This is a genomic window from Actinomadura soli (genome assembly GCF_005889715.1).
Lineage (GTDB): Bacteria > Actinomycetota > Actinomycetes > Streptosporangiales > Streptosporangiaceae > Spirillospora > Spirillospora soli.
Window position 1 is genome coordinate 1 of the sequence record NZ_VCKW01000162.1, and the last position, 19,703, is coordinate 19,703.

The following is a 19,703-nucleotide window of genomic DNA, read 5'->3' on the forward strand; positions in this document are numbered from 1 at the left end:
GGGTGTCGTCGTCGTCGGAGGGGGCGGTGGCGGCGGGATCGTCGTACATGGCCTCGTGTTGCTGGCGTGGAGAACACACCGAGGCGGACGGGCAGGAGCAGCGGCCGCCGCTCGCGAGACGGACGGTCACCTTGTCGGACGGGACGTTGCGTCCGACCACCTGCCCGGGACCGTTAGGGGTGTCCACGCGAGAGCCCAGCGCGGGCATTCTCTCGTGCGCCTTGACGTAAAGCGGATGCTCGTATTTGAGGCAGCACATCAAACGCCCGCACGCGCCCGCTATGCGCAGCGGGTTGACGGGAAGGTCCTGTTCCTTCGCCATCCGGACGGAGACGGGTTCGAAATCCTTGAGGAAAGTGGCGCAGCACAGGTCGCGGCCGCAGGGGCCGATGCCGCCCTGGAGGCGGGCCTCGTCGCGGGGGCCGACCTGGCGGAGTTCGACGCGGGCCTTGATGCCGCGGGCCAGGTCGCGGACGAGGGCGCGGAAGTCGACGCGGTTCGGGGCGGTGAAGTAGATCTTGAAGACGTTGTCGGTGTCGAGGAAGTCGACGCCGATGACCTTCATGGGAAGTTCGTGCTTGCGGATGAGGCGCTTGGCGATCGAGCGGCCCTCGGCGCGGCGGCGGCGGTTGGTCTCGTCGCGGGCCAGGTGCTCGTCGGTGGCGGCGCCGGCGCATTCCGGGAGGCCGCCGATGTCCTCGGAGACCCATTGGGGCGCCCAGACGCATTCCGCGACCTCGGGGCCGGAGTCGGTGGGGACGAGGACCTTGTCACCGACCTTCGGACTGTGCGCACCGGGGTCGAGATAGTAGAGCCGGCCGTAACGGGTGAAGCTGACTGCCATCACCATGCCCACGGTTTCGCTCCGTTCGCCCGATTCCGTGTGACCCACTTTAGGCCGTCCGGAAGCCGGGCTCACCAGGCGGCGTCGGCGAGATCCTGTCCTGGGACGGCGACATCCGCCGTATAGAGGTCTCCGGCGGTCGCCAGTAGAGCTTTGCCTGTGTGCGCGGTGTCGAGGCTGGTCAATTCGTCCTTCACCCGCTGGCGCCACAGGACCTTGGTGGGTGCTCCCGCCACACTCAACGCCTGCACGGACATCTGGGAGTTCTCCACGATGCCGGCGAATACGGTCTTGCCGTCACGGCTCAGGATCGCCGTCGTGCCGCCTTTGGGGAGCGTCAGGACGGCCTTGCTCAACCGCAGGTCGCCCGTGGCGCCGTCGGTGTCGAGCGTCCGGAGCTGGTGTTTGGATTCGACGAGCTTGGCCCCAGCGGAACGGACGACCGGGCTCCACACGAACGAGAGCGTCGTGCCGGACCAGGAGAGGCTGCCGACGCGGGCGGGCAACTTCGTCGTCCACACCCTGTGGACGCCGGTGGCGGCGGTGACGACGTCCACGCGGCTGCGGGCGCGCTGGTAGGTGACGTAGGCGATGCGGTCGCCGTCCGGGCTGACGGCGAGGTCCGACCATGACGTGGACACGCCGGAGACGGTCGCCTTCGGGATGTCCTTGAGGTCCTTGGGACGCCCGTTGTCCTGCAACGTGAGGCGATGGAACGTCACGACGCGGTCGGCATAGGACGCGACGACGTACGAGCCGTCCTTCAGCGCCGCGACGCGCTGGAAGCGGCGGCCCTGCGGCGCGGCGACGGGCAGCCCGACGTCGGCGCCGCTGCGGACGTCGCGGACGATGAGCGCGGTGCCCGACGCGGCGACGCCCACGACGAACCGGGGCTCGGTGTTCCTGGACTCGGCGGCGGGCGCCGCCTCGTGCTCCTTCTCGGCGGCGCGCTGGTGCCGGTGGACGACGTCCATCCCGCCGCCGACGAACAGCGCCACGCCGGCGGCCACGGCGATGGGGATGAGGCCCCTCCAGGGTGGGTTCTCGCGCCTGCCGTCCATCGGGTGGTCCCGCACCTGCCTTTCCGCTGCTCAATCGGCCTGTCACGCGCCCGTGGCCCGGGACGCGTCCGCGCGTCCCGGCGTCCCCGGGCGTCCCCCGCACCCCCGCGTCCGTCGTTTCTACCTCATCTCCATCGCGACAAAAACCCATGAACGCGGAGTTACCACATCGAAGCGAAACCGAATCGGCCGCGTCAGCCCGGGCGCCGCGCGGGTCGGCTTCAGCCGAGCGCCGCGCGAGCCGCCTCAGCCGAGCGCCGCATGGGCCGCTTCAGCCGAGTGCCGCGCGGGCCGCGTCGGCCAGGGATGCACGATACGACGCGCCGAACAGTGCCACATGCACAAGGAGGGGATGCAACTGGTGCAACGGAACGCGGGCGCGCCATCCGTCCGCGAGCGGCGCTGCCTCGTCGTAGGCGGCGAGGATCCGTTCCAGGTGCGGCGTCCCGAACAGCGCCATCATCGCGAGGTCGGTCTCGCGGTGGCCGCCGTGGGCCGCGGGATCGATGAGCAGCGCGCGGCCGTCCGTCCACAGGACGTTGCCGGACCACAGGTCGCCGTGGACGCGGCTCGGCGGCTCGGACGGGCCGGCGAGCCTCTCGATGTCCGCCATGACGCGTTCGACCAGGCGGACGTCGGCGGACGGCAGGTGGCGGGCACCCAGGCGGAGGAACGGTTCGAGGCGGCGTTCGGCGTACCAGCCGGGCCAGCCACGGTCGTCCTGGGTGTTGTCGAGCGGGAGGTCGGCGATGTAGCCGTCCCAGGGGGCGCCGTAGGCGGCCGGACGGGCGGTGGTGTGGAGCGCGGCCAGTTCCCGTCCGAGCCGTTCCGCGCTGGACGGGGTCGGCGACGCGGACGGCAGCCACGGCAGGACGAGCATGTGCTCATCCGCCGCCACGACCTCGGGAACGGGCGCTCCGACGCCTGACCCGGGATCGGAGGCTTCGGACAGCCAGCGCAGGCCCGCCGCCTCCGCCGCGAACACGCCTCCCGCGCCGCCATCCTGGATCGATTCGGACGCGGCCTTCACGAACACCTCGCGGCCATCGGCCAGGGACGCGCGGTGCAACGTCCAGGAGTGGCTTGACCCCAGGCCGTGCAGACCGTCCACCCCCACCCCGAGGAGGCGCTCAACCCGACCGCGCACCTGGCCGGGCACCTGGTCGGACATCCGGCCGGGCGACCTGCCGCGCACGCGGCTCAGCGCTCCTTGAGCGCCGCGCGGATCTCCTCCAGGAGGCCCGGAACGGCCGCCTCCACCTGCTCCAGGACGAGATCGAAGTCGGCGCGCCCACCGTAGTAGGGGTCAGGGACGTCGAGGTCCGGCGCGCGGGCGTCCGGGTCGAACTCGCGCAGCAGCCGGATCCTGCCGCGGGCCTCCTCGTCCGGCGCCATCGAGAGCAGCGCCCGCCGGTGCCCCTCGTCCAGCGCGATGATCAGGTCGTAGCGGTCGAACCAGCCCGCCTCGAACTGCCGGGCGATGTGGGCCGACCGGTATCCGGCGCGGTACAGCGCCGCGACCGTCCGCTCGTCGGCCTCGTCACCGACGTGCCAGCCGCCGGTTCCCGAGCTGTCCACCTCCACGTCGAGCCCCTCGTCCTCGACGTGGTGGCGCAGGATCCATTCGGCCATCGGCGAGCGGCAGATGTTCCCCGTGCAGACGAACGTGACGCGGTACGGCATCCCACCATCATGCCCGAGGCTTGCGAGGGTCGATGACGACGGTGTCCACGCCGGGGACGCCGGCCAGCGCGTCCTTCACCGCCTGCGCGGCCTCCGGGTCCGCGGCCCGGAGGCGGAACGAGTCGGGAATGTCGTACGGACGGACCCCGTCCAGAAGCTCCTTGTCGTCGGCGAACCGCTTCCTGAAGTTCGCGTACGCCTGCTCTCTCGACTCGTACTCGACCCGCCGCACCCGCGGCATGACTTCCAGCCGCCGCTTGATCTCCGCCTTCTGCTGCTCGGTGGCGTCCTCCTTCCGGCAGTGCGGCGCGTTGGACGTCTTGGCGCACAGGAACACCGCCACCCTGCGCTCGTTGGACGCCGCCTTCCGCTTGCCGAACGTCCGGTCGACGACCAGATAGCCGCCCACGGCCACGATTCCCATGACCAGGACGAACGCGCCGATCAAGGCGCCCATGACCAGCGGGCGCGATAACACCGCGGACGGCTGCGACGCCCGGTCCGGGACCGGGGGCGGAGGGGCGTCCCTGGGTCGGCCCGTCTCCCTCTCGTCGTCCAGCGCGTCCGTAGGGCGCTCCTCGGGTCCGTTCACTGCTCCTCCACCGACAGATCGCAGAAGTAGCGCGGGGCCCAGGGCCAGGGCCTCGCGCCGCCGGACGGGTAGCGGCGCGGCGCCCTCTCCACGACCCAGTGGCCCGGCCCGCTCGTCCGAGAGGACAAAGCTAACGAAGCGGCCCAGGACCGGTCTCGGTCCTGGGCCGCTTCGCTATGCGAATCGGTTCGGCGTCGCTGGAAACGGCGTCAGTGGCTGACGGCGTTCAGCGCGTCGACGATGCCGTTGCCGAAGAACCCGTTCCGGCCCTTCGAGCCCTCACAGGTCTGCGTCGAGGTGTTCTTCACCCACTTGCCGTCCTGCAGCGTGTACCAGACGTACTCGTAGGCCCGCGGGCTCGGGCATTCCTTCGCGCTCGCGGTGCCGCGCAGCACCCCTTCCACGGCGCGCGGGTCGAGGGTGAGCCCGCCGCGGCCGCGGTCCCGCTGCCCGTACTTGCTGACGATGAGGGCCGCGACGCCGACGGCGTGCGGCGACGCCATCGAGGTGCCCTGGATCGACTGGTAGTAGGCGCAGTCGTCGGCGCCCTTGCAACTGCGGATGATGTTCGGCACGTTCGGCGTGCCGTCGGGGTTCAGCTCGCCGCGCTCCTTCGCGAGGCGCTCGGGGTAGGCCGCCCAGATCCCGGCGCGGTCGTCCGGACGCTGGTCCGCCGTGTCGACCTTGTCGCCGCCCGGCGCGGCCACCGCGACGTACCCGTTGCCGTAGCTGCTGAAGTACGACTTGCGGGTGCTCGGGCCGGTCGAGGAGACGGGGATGACGTTCTTGCCCTCGGACGGCATCGAGATGCAGCTCGCCGGGATCGTCCGCTCGTACGGCTTCTCACCGGGGACGGACGGGAAGTCCGGGCTGGAGTCGTCCACGTTCGTCTTGGTGTAGTCGACGCGCTCGTTGCCGGCGGCGGAGATCAGCGTGACGTCCCGCTCGTGCGCGAAGTCCAGCGCGCGCTGCACGGCCGTGACGATGGTGCGCTGCTCAAGCTGGTCCTGGGGGCTGTCGGCCGGGTTGTTGCCGCAGTTCCAGAGCCACGGGTCCACGTAGTAGGACATGTTGACGACGTCGATGCCGTTCTTGGCCGCGTACGTCAGGCCGTCCACGGTCGGCTGGAGGAAGAAGTAGCCGGAGTCCTGCCCGACGCGCAGGTTGACGAGCGACACGTTCGGCGCGACGCCGGACATGCCGAGCCCGTTGCGCGGCGAGGCGATCGTGGACGCGACGTGCGTGCCGTGGTCGTTGTCGTCCCAGTCGTTGGGGTCGACGCAGCCCTTGAACTCGCACGGGCCGTCGACCTCGGCGCCGTTGGCGTCGGTCGGAATGTCGGTGGTGAAGTTGCGGCTGAGCTGCCGGTTGAAGTTCGGCTTGATGTCGGGGTGGTCGCCGTCCACGCCGGTGTCCAGGACGCCGACCAGCACGCGCTTGTCGCCCGGCTCCTTCTTGTAGGAGCCGTCGGCCGTGGCGTGGATCTGCTTCATGTCCCACTGCAGGTCGGCCAGCGGCTCTTTGTCCTTGGACGGCCTGCCGCCGAGAGAAGCGCTGTTCTTCGTGCCGACCAGCTGCTCGACCTTCGCGGACTTCTTCTTCGCCGTCTTCGGCGCCTGGCCGATGATCCGGTTGTGCGCGGCGCCCTCGAGGGCGCGCTCGTCCATGGCGTCCTGGATGAACTTCGGGTTGTCCGACCGGACGGTCGCGACGCCCACGTCCCGGTTCTCATGGACGATCTCGCCCCCGGCCTCCTTCACCGCACGATGGGCGCTGCCGGTGGACACGCCCTCCTTGTAGAGGACGACGTACTCCGAAACCTCACCCTTCGCCTGCGTTGGGTTCGGAGCCGCTGACGCTGGGAACGCGAGGGCCGTCACGGTCGTGACGGCGCACGCGGCGGATATCAAGGCTCGCCGCAAGGCAGACCTCCTGGCAGTGGGGGAGCGGCCCGGGGATCGGGGCCCAAGCGAGGAGCAAGGTACGTATGTTCCCGTTGAGAGATGCGAACGGTTATATAACGATAAGGGAGATCTCTTGTAAGCCGCGGGTTTCGGTCGTCCATCCGAGAGAACCCGGCCGTCCGGTCAAGGAACTCGGTCGGCGCGAAGCCGGTGCTCAGCCGGTGCGCAGGGCCAGGGTGAGTGCCTCGACGGCGAGCAGCGGGTTGACGTTCAGCTCCAGCCGCTCCCGGCACTCCATGATCGCGTCCAGCCGCCTGAGGGTGTCCTCGGGACGGCCTTCCGCCGCCGACGTCCGCAGCTCAGCGGCGAGATCGGTGTTGAGCAGCTCGCTTGCGGCGCCGAGCTGGAGCGTCAGGACGTCCCGGTAGTAGGACGCGAGGTCGAGCAGCGTCCGGTCGAGGGCGTCGCGCTTCGCCCGCGTCGCACGCGACTTCTGCCGGTCCGCCAGGTCCTTGAGGGCGCCCGCCGTCCCGCGCGGCATGCGCCCCTTCTCGCTCTCCCCCAGCGCCTTGCGCATCGCGGACGTCTCCGCGTCGTCGAGCTCCTCCGTCCGGACCTTCGCCTCCGCCTCCGCGGCCTTGACGATGGCCTCCGCCGCGGCGACCGCCGGACCGACCGAGGTCAGCCGGCGCGGCACGGACATCACCGCGGCGCGCCTCTCCCGCGCCTCAGGGTTCGTGGCGAGCCGCCGCGCCTGGCCGATGTGGCCCTGCGCCGCGCGCGCCGCCGACTCCGCCGTCTCCCGGTCGATACCGTCCCGCAGGACGAGCACGTCCGCGACCGCCGCGACCGGCGGGATGCGGAGCGTGACGACCCGGCAGCGGGACTTGATCGTCACGAGCAGGTCGTCCGGCGACGGGGTGCACAGCAGCCAGAGCGTCCGGGGCGGGGGCTCTTCGATCGCCTTCAGCAGCACGTTCGCCGCCGACTCCGTCGCGCGGTCGGCGTCCTCGAACAGGACGATCTGCCAGCGGCCGCCGCTCGGCGACGACGACGCGCGCAGCACCAGCCGCCGGGCCTCCGCCGCGCCGTAGGACAGCCCCGCCGGACGGACGACCTCGATGTCCGCGTGCGTGCCCTGGAGCACCTGATGGCAGGACGGGCAGTGCCCGCACCCTCGCGGCGCCTCCTCGCACTGCAGCGCCGCCGCGAACGCCCGCGCCGCCGTGACGCGCCCGGCGCCGGGGGGGCCGGTGAAGAGCCAGGCGTGGGCCAGGCCGGCGCCGTCCGCCGCGGCCGACGACAGCTGCGCGACGACGGGCTCCTGCCCCACCAGGTCATCCCAGACGCTCATGGGTACGAGGCTAGCCGGGTCGCAGGCCGGTCGGGTCAGAGGTCGGTGATGACGGGGAAGGTGCTCGTGGCGTCCTCGGTCCCGGCCGGGATCGGGTCGGGGAGGATCTCGCGGATGCGGTACTGGATCTCGCGGCTCAGCTCACCCTGCGGGCGGCTCGCGTCCAGGATCAGGTAGCGGTCCGGGTCGGCCTCGGCGAGGGCGCGGAATCCGGTGCGGACGCGCTCGTGGAAGTCGTCCGACTCGGACTCGATGCGGTCGGCGGGCGCGGACAGCCGGTCGAGGCCCGTCCGCGGCGGGATCTCCAGCAGGACGGTCAGGTCCGGGACGAGGCCGCCGGTGGCCCAGGCGTTGACGCGGGCGATGTCCTCGACCCGCTGCTGCCGCCCGAAGCCCTGGTAGGCGAGGGACGAGTCGACGTAGCGGTCGCTGACGACGATCGCGCCCCGTTCCATCGCGGGCTTGATGACGTTGGCGATGTGGTCGGCGCGGTCGGCGGCGTACAGCAGGGTCTCGGCGCGGTCGGACAGGCCCGTGGTGTCGCGGTCGAGCAGCATCGCGCGCAGCCGCATCCCGATCTTGGTGGCGCCCGGTTCCTGCGTGGTGACGACGTCGTAGCCGTGGTCGCGGAGCCAGATCGCGGCGAGCCGCGCCTGGGTGGTCTTCCCGGCGCCCTCGCCGCCCTCGAACGCGACGAACACGCCGCGCTGCCCCCGGTGGACGGGCTGCTGGGCGGCAGCGGCGGCGGCCTGCTCCGGCGGCGTGTAGACCTCGCCGTGCAGGGCGGCGCGCAGGTCGGGGATGAGCGGGATGCCGCGCCGGTCGTCCAGCCGCTTGTACGCGACGGCGCCCGCGAGCAGGGCCAGAACGGCGGCGATGAGGAGCGCGGTGCCCGTCCCGGTGGCGTCGTACACGCCGCCGGCGAGGTCGAGGCGGTGCGAGCCGACCGCCCCGGCGATCAGCGGGACGGCGGCGAACGCGACCACGGCGGTGACGACGGCGACCGAGCGCAGGTAGGCCGACGGGCGGGAGTCGTCCGGCGCGTCCGGGTCGCCGCCCGCGTCCGGGTCGGTGAGGACGGTCGTGCCCGTCGTCCAGGCGGCTCCGGCGAACACGCCCAGCAGTCCCGTCGCGAACACGACGACGACGAGGTTCTGGACGAGCGCGAGCACCACGAGCGTGACCGCGGCGGCGAGGACCGCGAGGCCGAGGAGCCTGCGGCGGCTGAACGGGACGAGCACGCGCGGCCCGAGGAAGAGCCCCGAGCCGGCGCCCAGCGTGAGACCGGCGAGGACGCTGCCGTAGCCCGCGTCGCCGCCGCCCAGCTCGCCCGCGTGGACGCGGGCGACGGCGACGACCGCGCAGGCCGCGAAGGACGCCGCGGTCACGGCCAGGCCGAGGCCGCGGGCGGCGCCCGCCCCGGGGCCCTGGAACAGCAGCTTCAGCGGCGACGCGACGTGGATCGGCACCGAGGCCGGGATGTCGCGGATCGCGGCGACGAGGGCCGACGAGCCGAGGAACAGGGCGGCCGTCACGTAGAGGGCGAGGTCGGCGCGGGAGCCGCGGCCGAGCGTCCCGTCCGCGATCAGGGCGAGGACCGCGAACAGCAGCGCGGCGGCGGGGGCCGGGCCGTACACGACGCGGTTCGCCGACCGGTGGGCGCGGGCCCGCCGCTCCTCGTCCGGGACGAGCGCGGGCAGCGACGCGCGCGCCGCCGGCGTCCACAGCAGGGCCAGGAAGGCGACGAGGAACGCGGCGGCCATCGTCCACGGCAGCGTGCCGACGAGCGGGACCGTCACGAGGATCACCAGGCGCAGCACGTCCGCGATGAGCAGCATGAGCCGGCGATCGACGCGGGCGGCGAGCATCCCGGCGAGCGGAGCGAGCAGGGCCGCGGGCAGCAGCATCAGCGCGAGCACGGCACCCACCGCCTGCGCGCGGGCGGCCGCGTCGTCGTCGCGGGTCAGCGTCGCGGCCATCGCCGTCAGCGCCGGGACGCAGAGCCACAGGCCGAGGCCGGACAGCGTCAGCGCGGACCGCAGCCGCCGGAACGGCCCGATCGGCGAAAGAGGCGAAACGCCCGGCGGCGGTGACGCTGCGGGGTGCGGCCGGGATGCGCCCGTTCTGGTCATGTCGGTCAGGGTATCGGCGTGGATGTCCCTAGGAGCCGGACTTTGCGGAGGTTCGACGGCGGGTTGCCGGCTTCTTCTTCCCGCCGCCCGCGGCCACCTTCTCACGGCGCTCCGCGAGCAGCTCCGCGGCGCGCTGGATGGTGATCGACTCGACCTCGTCGCCCTTGCGGAGGCTCGCGTTCGTCTCGCCGTCGGTGACGTAGGGGCCGAAACGCCCCTCCTTCACCACGACCGGCTTCTGGCTGGACGGGTCCTTGCCCAGCTCACGCAGCGGCGCCGCCGACGCGGCCCGGCGCCCGCGCTGCTTCGGCTGCGCGAACAGCTCCTTCGCCTGCTCCAGCGTGACCGTGAACAGCTCGTCCTCCGAGGCGAGCGAGCGGCTGTCGCTCCCCCTCTTGATGTACGGGCCGAACCGTCCGTTCTGCGCGGTCACCGGCTCGCCGTCCAGATCGCCGAGCGTGCGCGGCAGCGACAGCAGCTTCAGCGCGTCGTCGAGCGTGACCGTGTCGAGCGACATCGTCTTGAAGAGGGAACCGGTGCGCGGTTTGGCCGCGTCGGCCTTCTTCGTCCGCTTCTTCTTCTCGCCCTCGGCGGGCGGGGCCTGCTCGGGGAGGATCTCGGTGACGTACGGGCCGAAGCGTCCCGACTTGGCGACGATCGTGTGCCCGGTCTCCGGGTCGGTGCCGAGCTCCCGGTCGCCGGACGGCTGCGCGAGCAGCTCCTCGGCCCTCTCGGCGGTGAGCTCGTCCGGCGCGATGTCGTCCGGGATGTTGGCGCGCTCGCCGTCCCGGTCGAGGTACGACCCGTACCGGCCGACCCGCACCATGATGTCGGAGTCCTTGATCGGGAACGAGCTGACACCCTTGGCGTCGATGTCGCCGATGTCGCCGACCAGCTCCTTCAGGCCCTCCTCGCCCTCGTCGCCGAAGTAGAACCGCGTCAGCCAGCGGACGCGCTCCGCCTCGCCGCGGGCGATCTCGTCGAGACCGTCCTCCATGTGCGCGGTGAAGTCGTAGTCGACGAGGTTGCCGAAATGCTGCTCCAGCAGGTTGACCACGGCGAACGCCAGGAACGACGGGACGAGCGCCGTGCCCTTCTTGAACACGTACTCGCGGGCCAGGATCGTCCCGATGATCGAGGCGTACGTCGACGGACGCCCGATCTCCCGTTCCTCCAGCTCCTTCACCAGGCTCGCCTCGGTGTAGCGCGCCGGCGGGCGGGTCGAGTGGCCCTCGGCGTCCACGGTCGTGGCGGTCAGCGGGTCGCGCTCGGCCAGGTTCGGCAGCCGCCGCTCCTGGTCGTCCCGGTCGGTGGACGGGTCGTCCGCGCTCTCCACGTACGCCTTGAGGAACCCGTAGAACGTGATCGTCTTACCGGTCGCGCCGAACTCCGCCCGCTCATTCTGAGTCGACAGCCCGGTCACGCGGATCGACACCGACTGGCCCGTCGCGTCCTTCATCTGCGACGCGATCGTCCGCTTCCAGATCAGCTCGTACAGCCGGAACTGGTCGCCGGACAGGCCCGTCTCGGCCGGCGTGCGGAACGTGTCGCCCGCCGGGCGGATCGCCTCGTGCGCCTCCTGCGCGTTCTTCACCTTGGACGCGTAGACGCGCGGCTTGTCCGGCACGTACTCGCCGCCGAACAGCGACGCCGCCTGCCGCCGCGCCGCCGTGATCGCCGTCTCCGACAGCGTGATCGAGTCGGTTCGCATGTAGGTGATGAAGCCGTTCTCGTACAGCTTCTGCGCCACCGACATCGTGTACTTCGCGGAGAAGTTCAGTTTCCGGCTCGCCTCCTGCTGGAGGGTCGTCGTCCGAAACGGGGGGTACGGGCGGCGGGTGTACGGCTTGGGCTCGACGGACTTGACCTCGTACGGCCTGTCGCGCAGCCGTTCGGCCAGAGCGCGCGCGGCGGGCTCGTCCAGGTGCAGCGCGTCCCTCGTCTTCAGGGTGCCGTCGGACGCGAAGTCCCGCCCCTGCGCGACGCGCTTGCCGTCCACGGACACGAGACCGGCCTTGAACGCCTTCGGCTCCTCGTCCTTACCGGTGTCGAACAGGGCGGCGATGTCCCAGTAGTGGGCCGGGACGAACGCGATCCGCTCCCGCTCCCGCTCGACCACCAGGCGCGTCGCCACCGACTGCACGCGGCCCGCCGACAGCTTCGGCATGACCTTCTTCCACAGGACGGGGCTGACCTCGTACCCGTAGAGGCGGTCCAGGACGCGGCGCGTCTCCTGCGCGTTCACCAGCGGCATGTTCAGCTCGCGCGGGTTCGCGGCCGCGCGCTGGATCGCGTCCTTGGTGATCTCGTTGAAGACCATCCGGTGCACCGGCACCTTCGGCTGGAGGACCTCCTGGAGGTGCCAGGCGATCGCCTCGCCCTCCCGGTCCTCGTCCGTCGCGAGGTAGAGCTCGTCGGCCTCGGCGAGCAGCTTCTTCAGCTTCTGGACCTGCTGCCGCTTGTCGGAGTTGACGACGTAGAGCGGCTCGAACTCGCGCTCGACGTTCACGCCGAGCTTGGCCCACGGCTCGCCCTTGTACTTGGCCGGCACCTCCGAGGCGCTGCCCGGGAGGTCCCGGATATGGCCGATACTGGACTCCACGATGTAGCCGCGCCCCAGGTACCCAGCGATCGTCTTCGCCTTCGCGGGCGACTCGACGATCACCAGACGGGTACCGGCGCCGTTGCCCCGGCCACTGTTCGCGGTGCCGTTCTTGGCTGGCACAGTCGCTCCAACCTCGCTGTCTTGGTCCTCTTTTGAACAGGCTCTCTATTACAGACTTGGTACAACGTCGCCGGACGGCGCGTTCATGCCCGCGGGTCGCCTCGACCGCCCCACGATCACCGCTCCGCCCCGCGGACGAACGGGATTCTCACCGCCGCACGCCCCAGACAGGATGACATGCCGCCAGAGGCCGTGCGGACCGGGTCGCCGCGGTAACGGTGCCGAGCCGCCGGTAGACCACGTAATAATGGTCGCAATGGTGGAGTACACCTACCTCGTCCTGTCACTGCCGCGCGGCACCTCGCGTGATACCGCCCGGCAGATCCTGACCGAGCACGCGGAGCGCGGCGGCTGGGAAATCGATCGGTTGCGCCTCTACCCGGACGGCCGCCGCCGTATTCAACTCCGCCGCAAGGTCATCCGCGCCGTCCGCACGTTCTGACCGACCGTTCGCGGATGCTGACCGTCCGTCTGCGCGTTCTGACCGTCCTCCGGCCCCCACCCGCCACCGATCAGATGACGAACTCCGCTCGGTTGATACTGGCGGTCCGTCCGGGAGTGTAGCACTACGTACGTTCCCCTTGACGGATGGTGAAGATCAGGTTCCTGACAGGGCTTCGCCCGTCCCGGACCGCGCCTTCCGGGACGGGCGAAGCGTCCTCGTCGCCACCGCGTCACGACCACACCCGGCCGTCACGTCACGGCGACACCTCACTCACCTGCCATCCGCCGGCGACCGGCTCGACCGGCCGTTCGATGTCGGCCGCCGGCTCTCGGCCGCTCAGTGGCGGGCCGGGCGGATGCGGCGGGTCAGCCCGAAGGCACCGGCCGCGGCGGCCAGCATTCCGGACACGGCCAGCGTCCAGGTCGCCCCGGACTCGGTGCCGTCCGTGATCGTCTCCTCCGCCGCGATCCGCTTGACCGGCCCGAGCTCGCCCGTCGCCGGGACGGCCGGGGACACCGGCCCGCCGCCGACCGCACCGGCCGGCTTCGGCAGGCCCTTGGTCGCCGTCGTGAGCGACGGGACGATCGGCTTCGCCGGCAGCACGTCCCCGCCCGGGACGCCGGGGATCTTCTGCGCCGGCAGCGGCGTCTTCGGCGCCGCCTGCCGCGACCCGGCGTCCAGCAGGGCGATGCTCCCGTGCCGGTGGGACCCCTTGACCTTGGGAAGCCCACCCTTGACCAGCCCGTCGGTCCTGGGCAGCCCGCCCGTCTTGGGCAGACCGTCGGTCTTGGGGAGGGTGGCCGGCGGGGACTGGCGGGCCGTCTGGGGCACGCCGCCCGTCTTCGGCAGACGGTGGCCCTTGAGCAGGCCGTTGGCCTTCGGCACGCCCTTCAGCGCGGACGGGCCGCCGACCTTGGGCAGGGCTCCCGGCTTGGCGCGGGCCGTCCGGTGGTGGGGGTAGCCCTCGTCGTGGGGGTAGCCCTCGTCGTGGGCGGGGCCGCCTTCGCACATGGCGAGGGCGATGCCGACGACGGCGGCGGCGTTGCCGCACACGTTCGCGGAGGGCGAGACCGGCGCGTTCGCCTGGTTGCCGGACAGGACACCGCCGGTCCCGGACGTGAACTGGTCGCCGCCGGGGCCGCCGCCCGCGTGGGCGCCGCCCTCGCAGAACGCGGCGGCCAGGCCGATCACGGCGCCGGCGTTGCCGCAGGCGTTCGCCGCGATGCTGATCGGGGCGTTGGCCTGGTTGCCGGACAGGACACCGCCCGTCCCGTCGGTGAACTGGCCGCCCGCGCCGCCGCCCTCGGCCTCGGCGCCGCCCTCGCAGCCGGCCACCGCCTTGCCGACCGCGTTCCCGCAGACGTTGGCGGGCACGCTGACCGGCACGTTCGCCTGGTTGCCACTGCCGGCGCCGAACAGGCCGGACGTCTCCTGTGCGGCCCCGCTCCGTCCGTTCTCGTAGACGTGGGAGCCGCTCTCGACGACGGAGCCGCCCTTGCAGCCGGCCAGCGCGTGACCGGCGATCGCGACCGCGTTGCCGCACACGTTGGCGGGAATGGAGATCGGCGCGTTCGCCTGGTTGCCGGACAGGACGCCGCCCGTCCCGTCGGTGACCTGGCCGCCCGCGCCGCCGCCGCCCTCGACCTTGGCGCCGCCCTTGCAGCCCGCGGCCGTGTGCCCGAGCACGCCGACGGCATTGCCGCAGACGTTCACCGGCACGGAGACCGGCGCGTTGACCTGGTTTCCGGACGCGACGCCGCCCGTGCCGGACGTCAGTTGCCCGCCGCCGTCGCCGTGCTGGTGGACCTTGGCGCCGCCCTTGGAACCGGCGGCCGAGATGCCGAGCAGGGACGCGGCGTTGCCGCTCACGTCGGCCGGCGCGGAGATCGGCGCGCTGGCCTGGTTGCCGGACAGGACGCCTCCGCTTCCGTCCGTGATGCCGGCGAAGGCGTTGGCCGGGATGGCGCTGACACCGAGGGCGACAAAGCCCGCGGTGAGCACAGCGGCACGGGATGTGCCCTTTGCCCACGTTCGCATGATGCTCCGTTCAGTGAAATGGGGGGATCGAGACGCACGGTCGTGTGGGTCTCGTGGGGACGACATGCCGCGCAGAGGGCACGGCACGTCCCGGACAGGGCGGGCCCCGGCGCACGGGCGACCCCTGTCCGGAGTCAGTGATCAGTGATCAGTCGGGCGCGAAGGACGGCTCGTCCGCGGCGGTGCGGACGGCCGGTGGCACGGCACCCGGAAGGCGACCGGACGGCCCTCGCATCGGGACCGGTGCCCACGCGCCGCCGCTCGGAAAGCCCGCGGTGACGCCGGACATGGCGGCGCCACCTGCCACGGAGTGATCATCGGGCCGCTGCGGCGCCGGTGCGGGCGCCGGATGATGCCGGACGGTCCGCCGCAGGTTCTGACCGCCGTCCTTCTCAACCGTCTGAGCGGACACGGCCTTGGGCGTCCACCGGTGCGGCGGCGGCACCGTCACACCGGCCGTCACGGGCGCATCGCCAGCCGCATGCACGCTCTCGGCGACCGTCGGAAGGGGCACCGCGTCGTGCGGCACCGGTTCGTCCGCGGCCTCCGTCGGCGGCGGTGGCGGCGGATTCTCCACCATGGCCTGCACCACGTCCGGCACGGGCGGGCGCTCGGTAGCGGCCTCGACCGCGTGCTCCAGCGCGGGGGCCGTCTCGACCACGTGCGACGGCGTCGCGGGGACCTCATCGGCGTGCGCGGACTGGGCGGCGCACCCGAGGAGCCAGCCTGCGATCAGCAGCCCGCCGAGGACGAGCAGCCGCCGGACGGCCCGGCCGACGACGGAGCCGGCGGCCGCTGCACGACGTGGCGGGACGGCGACCGTCCTCGCCCGTTCCGCGTCGCTTGCCACCGATCGACCTCCGTTGCGACCAGATCGTCCTCAACGAATGGTGACGATAGCACCACGGAACGCATTGGCGATGGCAAATTCAGGACCGATCAAGGAATGTGTCGAGGACCCGCACGCCGAAGCGCAGACCGTCCACGGGAACGCGCTCGTCGACCCCATGGAACATTCCGGAAAAGTCCAACTCTGGGGGCAATTTCAGCGGCGCGAAGCCGAAGCACCGCATTCCCAGCCGGGCGAACGCCTTGGCGTCCGTCCCGCCGCTCAGGCAGTACGGAACCGGCAGCGCGCCCGCGTCCTCCGAGGTCAGGGCCGCCTCCATGGCCGCGACGAGCGCCCCCTCGTAGTCCGTCTCGAGCGCGTGGTCGTGATGGACGAAATCCCGCTCGACGTCCGGCCCGAGAAGTTCGTCCACTACCGCGAAGAACTCGTCCTCATATCCGGGAAGGAACCGTCCGTCTACTTGAGCCGTGGCGGTCTGCGGAATGACATTCGTCTTATATCCGGCGTCCAGCCGCGTCGGATTGAGCGTATTCCTCAGGGTCGCGCCGATCATGCGCGCCAGCGGCCCGATCTTCTCCAGGCACTCCTCCGGCCGCTCCGGATCGAACTCCACCCCGTACGCCATGCACGCCCGCTCCAGGAACGCCCGCACCGACTTCGTCAACCGCAGCGGGAACTCGTACGACCCCAGCCTCCCGACCGCCGCCGCCACGGCCGTCACCGCGTTGTCCGGATGCACCATCGACCCGTGCCCCGCCGTCCCCTTGGCGGTCAGGTTCATCCACGCGATGCCCTTCTCCGCCGTCTCGATGAGGTACAACCGCCGGTCCCCCGGCACCGTCAGGCTGAACCCGCCGACCTCCCCCACGGCCTCGGTGCACCCCTCGAACAGCTCCGGATGCTCCTTGACCAGCCACTGCGCCCCCCACTGGCCCCCGGCCTCCTCATCGGCCAGAAACGCGAGCACCACGTCCCGCGGCGGCCGCCGCCCCTCCCGCAGCCGCTGCCGCACCACCGCGAGGATCATCGCGTCCATGTCCTTCATGTCCACGGCCCCGCGGCCCCAGACGCACCCGTCAGCGATCTCTCCACCGAACGGGTCCCGCGTCCAGTCCTCCTGACGCGCGGGCACCACGTCCAGATGCCCGTGCAACAACAACGCGTCCCGTCCCGGGTCCTCCCCCTCGATCCTCGCCACCAGGCTCGCCCGCCCCGGACGCGACTCGAAGATCCGCGACTCCAGCCCGACCTCCGCGAGCCGCTCCGCGACATACTCCGCCGCCACCCGCTCCCCCGGCCCCGAATGATCTCCCGGGTTGCTGGTGTCGATCCGGATCAGCTCCTGGCAGAGCCGGACGACCTCGTCCTCAGCGGTCGGCTGCTGGCCCACAATGCTCACCTCGCGTAGTCGCGTACCCGTCCATGGTGCCCGCCGATCGACTTCGCCGCGACTCGCCACCTTTGGTATGGTGAACCCCGCCGCAGCCCGCTGCGGCCTGCAACCGGTCCGGGTGGCGGAATAGGCAGACGCGCTAGCTTGAGGTGCTAGTGCCCTTCACGGGGCATGGGGGTTCAAGTCCCCCCTCGGACACGCAAGATCATGCATAGCTCCGCAAAACTATACAGAATTTTATCAAGACTCAGCTTCGAGGCAACCCTTACGAGCTGGGTCTTTTGCTTGCAGTGCGATTGTCGACACTGCCCAGAACTAAGCTCCCTGCATAAGCATTCACCATCCTGTATCAATTCGTTCTCGGCTCACAACAGGCGGATGGCGATATCCCCCTGGTGACTGCGAACGGTGAGCGACTGGGTGCGATGGTCGTACCTCAACGTCAGCCCCAACTCCCGGCACATCGCCACCTGGCCCGCCACATCCCTAGGAATGTCAGCGTCTCCGAGAGAACAAGGTGACATCGACTCGGCCTTGAAGCGGATCAGAAGTGCCGCCAGGTGCGGCACGATCTTGTCTTCGCGGACGAAGACACTGCGCGGCAGGTCCGTCCCGGTAGCCCGGAGATGGTGGCAGCGGTAGTTGGCGCGCCCGTTGTTCCAGGCACCTTCCATCCGCCGACCACACAACGCACAGCGCAACAGCCCACGGAGGAGGTACGTCCGATGCACCCGGCGCAGTGCGCGGGTGCGCTGGGCATGTTGGAAGTCGTCCACGCTCACGATCGCCGGATGTACCTGCCGCTGCGAGGGCACCCACGCCGCGTGCGGGTTCCAGCGCATCACCGTGCGCGTGCCCAGCCCGACGTTGTGGGGGTCGATGAGCACCTCGACCTTGGACTGCTTGTTCCACACCTCGAACCCGGTGTAGCGCGGATTCCTCAGCAACGCCAGCACGGTCCCCACCGTCCAGCCCGCTCCAGCCCGGTGCCGGTTACGAGCGGGATCATGTGCCGAGGGACACGGAATGCGGTCGGCGTCCAGCACTCCGGCGATACGCCGCGCGCCGTATCCCGCAAGACGCAGGGCAAAGATCTGCTCCACGATTGGCGCCGCCTGCGGGTCGAGCTCCAGCCGATGGCTCCGCGCCCCCAACGCCGCCATCGCCGGGTTGGGATGCGGGCCCGCATCAGCCAGCCGGTACCCATAAGGCGGCCGACCGCCCAGGAAACGGCCCTCGAACTCGGCCTGAGCCAACATCGCCGCGCGGACCCGGACCTGGATGCGCCGCCGCTCGGCCCTGGACATGCCCGCATACACCGACATGATCAAACAGTGAGCCTCGGAGTCCGGATCCAGTGCACCCCCGACCTCCGGAACCCACAGCCCCACCTGGAAGTGGACAAACAGCGGGAAGATCAACCCGAACTGATTGTCGTAGAAGACCCGCTGCGGCTCACCGACCACCACGGCGTCAAACCCGCGATCGGGATCCTCAAGCGCCTCCAGCAACCGCCCCGACTCCGGCCGCCGCTGCCACGCCACCGCCCGAGACTGCCCCACATCGAAGAACTCCGCCACGATCCGCCCACGGCTGGCAACCAGCCGCTCAGCACGCGACAACTGCCACCGACGCGACTCCACCGGATCCTGAAGATCCTCCGTCGACACCCGCCCCAGAAACGCAAACCTGACCATCACTGCCTCCCAGCCCCGCGCACCACCTCCCTCGCCGCACACCTCCAGCATGCATCTCACCATCGCCAAGGACACAACCGAGGGCAAGCGACGCCACCACCGGAAGCATCCTGCTCAACGCCATCCCCCACCAGCTGCGCATCTCTGGTGGAACCCGCGACCGTGACAGGCACTGCTACCCAGGGCGGCCTAGGAGTTGGTGAGGCGGTAGCGGGCGAGGATACCGAAATCGTGGGGCCCGCTCAGGTCCTCGCTTCGTTCGATGAGTCCTTCCGTGGTAGCCCGGCTGGTAGCCGGGCGAGTCGAGCGCCTGTTGGTGATCGTTCCTTCCGACGCCCTGCGGGACCAGTTCGCCGAGAAGTTCGAGCGACTCGGGCTGCTACAGGATTTCCGCATAGTTGCCGAGTCAGCCCTCAGACCGATCATCGGGAGGGTCAAACGCGGTAACCGGGATCCTTCCCTGGCTCACGAGTTCGCGGCGCAGTGCAATGTGATCGTGGCAACGCCTCCTGTCCTGCAGCACTTCTCTCCAGGGGCGCGGGATGCCCTGACCGAGGCGTGCACTCACTTGTTCATCGATGAAGCCCACCATGTGACCACGAAGACCTGTCGCAAGGTTCGTGATCAATTCGCCGGGAAGCGCATGGTCCAGTTCACCGCCACCCCGTTCCGGAGTGACGGCGCCGACCTCAGCGGCCTGTTCGTGTTCGGCTTTTCACTGAAGGACGTGCACCAGCAGGTTTACTTCTCAAAGAGAGAATACGCTCCCGTCGTCGACTTGTTCGAACCTGACCGGAGTGTCGCTGAACGTGCCGTCGAGCTGCTCCGTGAGGATCTGGCCGCGAGCCACGACCATGTGCTCATGGCCCGGGTAGACACCTCACGCGGGTGGGTTGTCAAGCGGCCTGCGGCGAGGCGTGCGCTGGAGGGGTGGGCCAGGCGGTCGTCTCGTTGTAGGGGACGTTGTTGTGGAGGCAGTGCCAGAG

General features: G+C 70.8%; 15 protein-coding genes and 1 tRNA gene. 3 read left to right on the forward strand and 13 right to left on the reverse strand.

Annotated features, from left to right (window positions below; genetic code table 11):
• The 9 genes from ETD83_RS27050 to topA form a co-directional block, all read right to left on the reverse strand.
• Positions 1 to 850 (reverse strand): PSP1 domain-containing protein (locus ETD83_RS27050; RefSeq protein ID WP_138648041.1); only part of this gene is annotated, 850 nt, incomplete at its 3' end.
• Positions 851 to 915: 65 nt separating this feature from the next.
• Entirely contained in the window at positions 916 to 1,905 is a 990-nt protein-coding gene (locus ETD83_RS27055; RefSeq protein ID WP_138648032.1) for a TolB-like translocation protein, read from the reverse strand.
• A gap of 271 nt (positions 1,906 to 2,176) precedes the next feature.
• Positions 2,177 to 3,076 (reverse strand): fructosamine kinase family protein, encoded by a 900-nt coding sequence (locus ETD83_RS27060; protein ID WP_138648042.1) that lies wholly within the window; start codon positions 3,074 to 3,076, stop codon positions 2,177 to 2,179.
• Positions 3,077 to 3,105: 29 nt separating this feature from the next.
• A complete protein-coding gene (locus tag ETD83_RS27065; RefSeq protein ID WP_138648033.1) occupies positions 3,106 to 3,588 on the reverse strand; it encodes a low molecular weight protein-tyrosine-phosphatase in 483 nt (160 codons plus the stop codon).
• 7 nt (positions 3,589 to 3,595) lie between these two features.
• A complete protein-coding gene (locus tag ETD83_RS27070; RefSeq protein WP_138648034.1) occupies positions 3,596 to 4,180 on the reverse strand; it encodes a permease-like cell division protein FtsX in 585 nt (194 codons plus the stop codon).
• Between the two features lie 209 nt (positions 4,181 to 4,389).
• Positions 4,390 to 5,967, reverse strand: a complete 1,578-nt coding sequence (locus tag ETD83_RS27075) for a S8 family peptidase (RefSeq protein ID WP_230421210.1) — start codon at positions 5,965 to 5,967, stop codon at positions 4,390 to 4,392.
• 331 nt (positions 5,968 to 6,298) lie between these two features.
• Positions 6,299 to 7,438 (reverse strand): DNA polymerase III subunit delta', encoded by a 1,140-nt coding sequence (locus tag ETD83_RS27080; RefSeq protein ID WP_138648036.1) that lies wholly within the window; start codon positions 7,436 to 7,438, stop codon positions 6,299 to 6,301.
• A 35-nt stretch (positions 7,439 to 7,473) separates the two neighbouring features.
• The gene (tmk, locus tag ETD83_RS27085) at positions 7,474 to 9,570 is read right to left on the reverse strand and encodes a dTMP kinase (RefSeq protein WP_138648037.1); all 2,097 of its coding nucleotides are present in this window, start codon (positions 9,568 to 9,570) and stop codon (positions 7,474 to 7,476) included.
• A gap of 28 nt (positions 9,571 to 9,598) precedes the next feature.
• Complete coding sequence (gene topA, locus ETD83_RS27090; protein WP_230421211.1) at positions 9,599 to 12,295, reverse strand: type I DNA topoisomerase; 2,697 nt, start codon at positions 12,293 to 12,295, stop codon at positions 9,599 to 9,601.
• Positions 12,296 to 12,542: 247 nt separating this feature from the next.
• Here topA and ETD83_RS27095 point away from each other — a divergent pair, with 247 nt between their 5' ends.
• Positions 12,543 to 12,737, forward strand: a complete 195-nt coding sequence (locus ETD83_RS27095; RefSeq protein ID WP_407921526.1) for a DUF5703 family protein — start codon at positions 12,543 to 12,545, stop codon at positions 12,735 to 12,737.
• Positions 12,738 to 13,076: 339 nt separating this feature from the next.
• Here the strand turns inward: ETD83_RS27095 and ETD83_RS27100 are convergent, their stop codons facing one another.
• The 3 genes from ETD83_RS27100 to ETD83_RS27110 all read right to left on the reverse strand — a co-directional run bounded on the left by ETD83_RS27100 (position 13,077) and on the right by ETD83_RS27110 (position 17,026).
• Positions 13,077 to 14,777: a chaplin family protein gene (locus tag ETD83_RS27100; RefSeq protein WP_171064453.1), complete on the reverse strand. Its 1,701-nt coding sequence runs from the start codon at positions 14,775 to 14,777 to the stop codon at positions 13,077 to 13,079.
• A gap of 148 nt (positions 14,778 to 14,925) precedes the next feature.
• A complete protein-coding gene (locus ETD83_RS42835; protein WP_171064454.1) occupies positions 14,926 to 15,627 on the reverse strand; it encodes a hypothetical protein in 702 nt (233 codons plus the stop codon).
• A 79-nt stretch (positions 15,628 to 15,706) separates the two neighbouring features.
• Positions 15,707 to 17,026 carry a M20/M25/M40 family metallo-hydrolase gene (locus ETD83_RS27110; protein ID WP_138648039.1) on the reverse strand — a complete coding sequence of 440 codons (1,320 nt, stop codon included), beginning with the start codon at positions 17,024 to 17,026 and terminating at the stop codon, positions 15,707 to 15,709.
• Between the two features lie 106 nt (positions 17,027 to 17,132).
• Between ETD83_RS27110 and ETD83_RS27115 the strand changes: the two genes are divergently transcribed.
• A tRNA-Leu gene (locus ETD83_RS27115) sits at positions 17,133 to 17,218 on the forward strand.
• Between the two features lie 167 nt (positions 17,219 to 17,385).
• Here the strand turns inward: ETD83_RS27115 and ETD83_RS27120 are convergent.
• Positions 17,386 to 18,768, reverse strand: coding sequence for a recombinase family protein (locus tag ETD83_RS27120; protein WP_205717907.1), 1,383 nt, complete (start codon positions 18,766 to 18,768; stop codon positions 17,386 to 17,388).
• Positions 18,769 to 18,991: 223 nt separating this feature from the next.
• On the opposite strand from ETD83_RS27120, the gene ETD83_RS27125 reads away from it, so the two are divergent.
• On the forward strand, positions 18,992 to 19,703 hold a 712-nt coding region (locus ETD83_RS27125), incomplete at its 3' end, for a DEAD/DEAH box helicase (protein WP_171064455.1).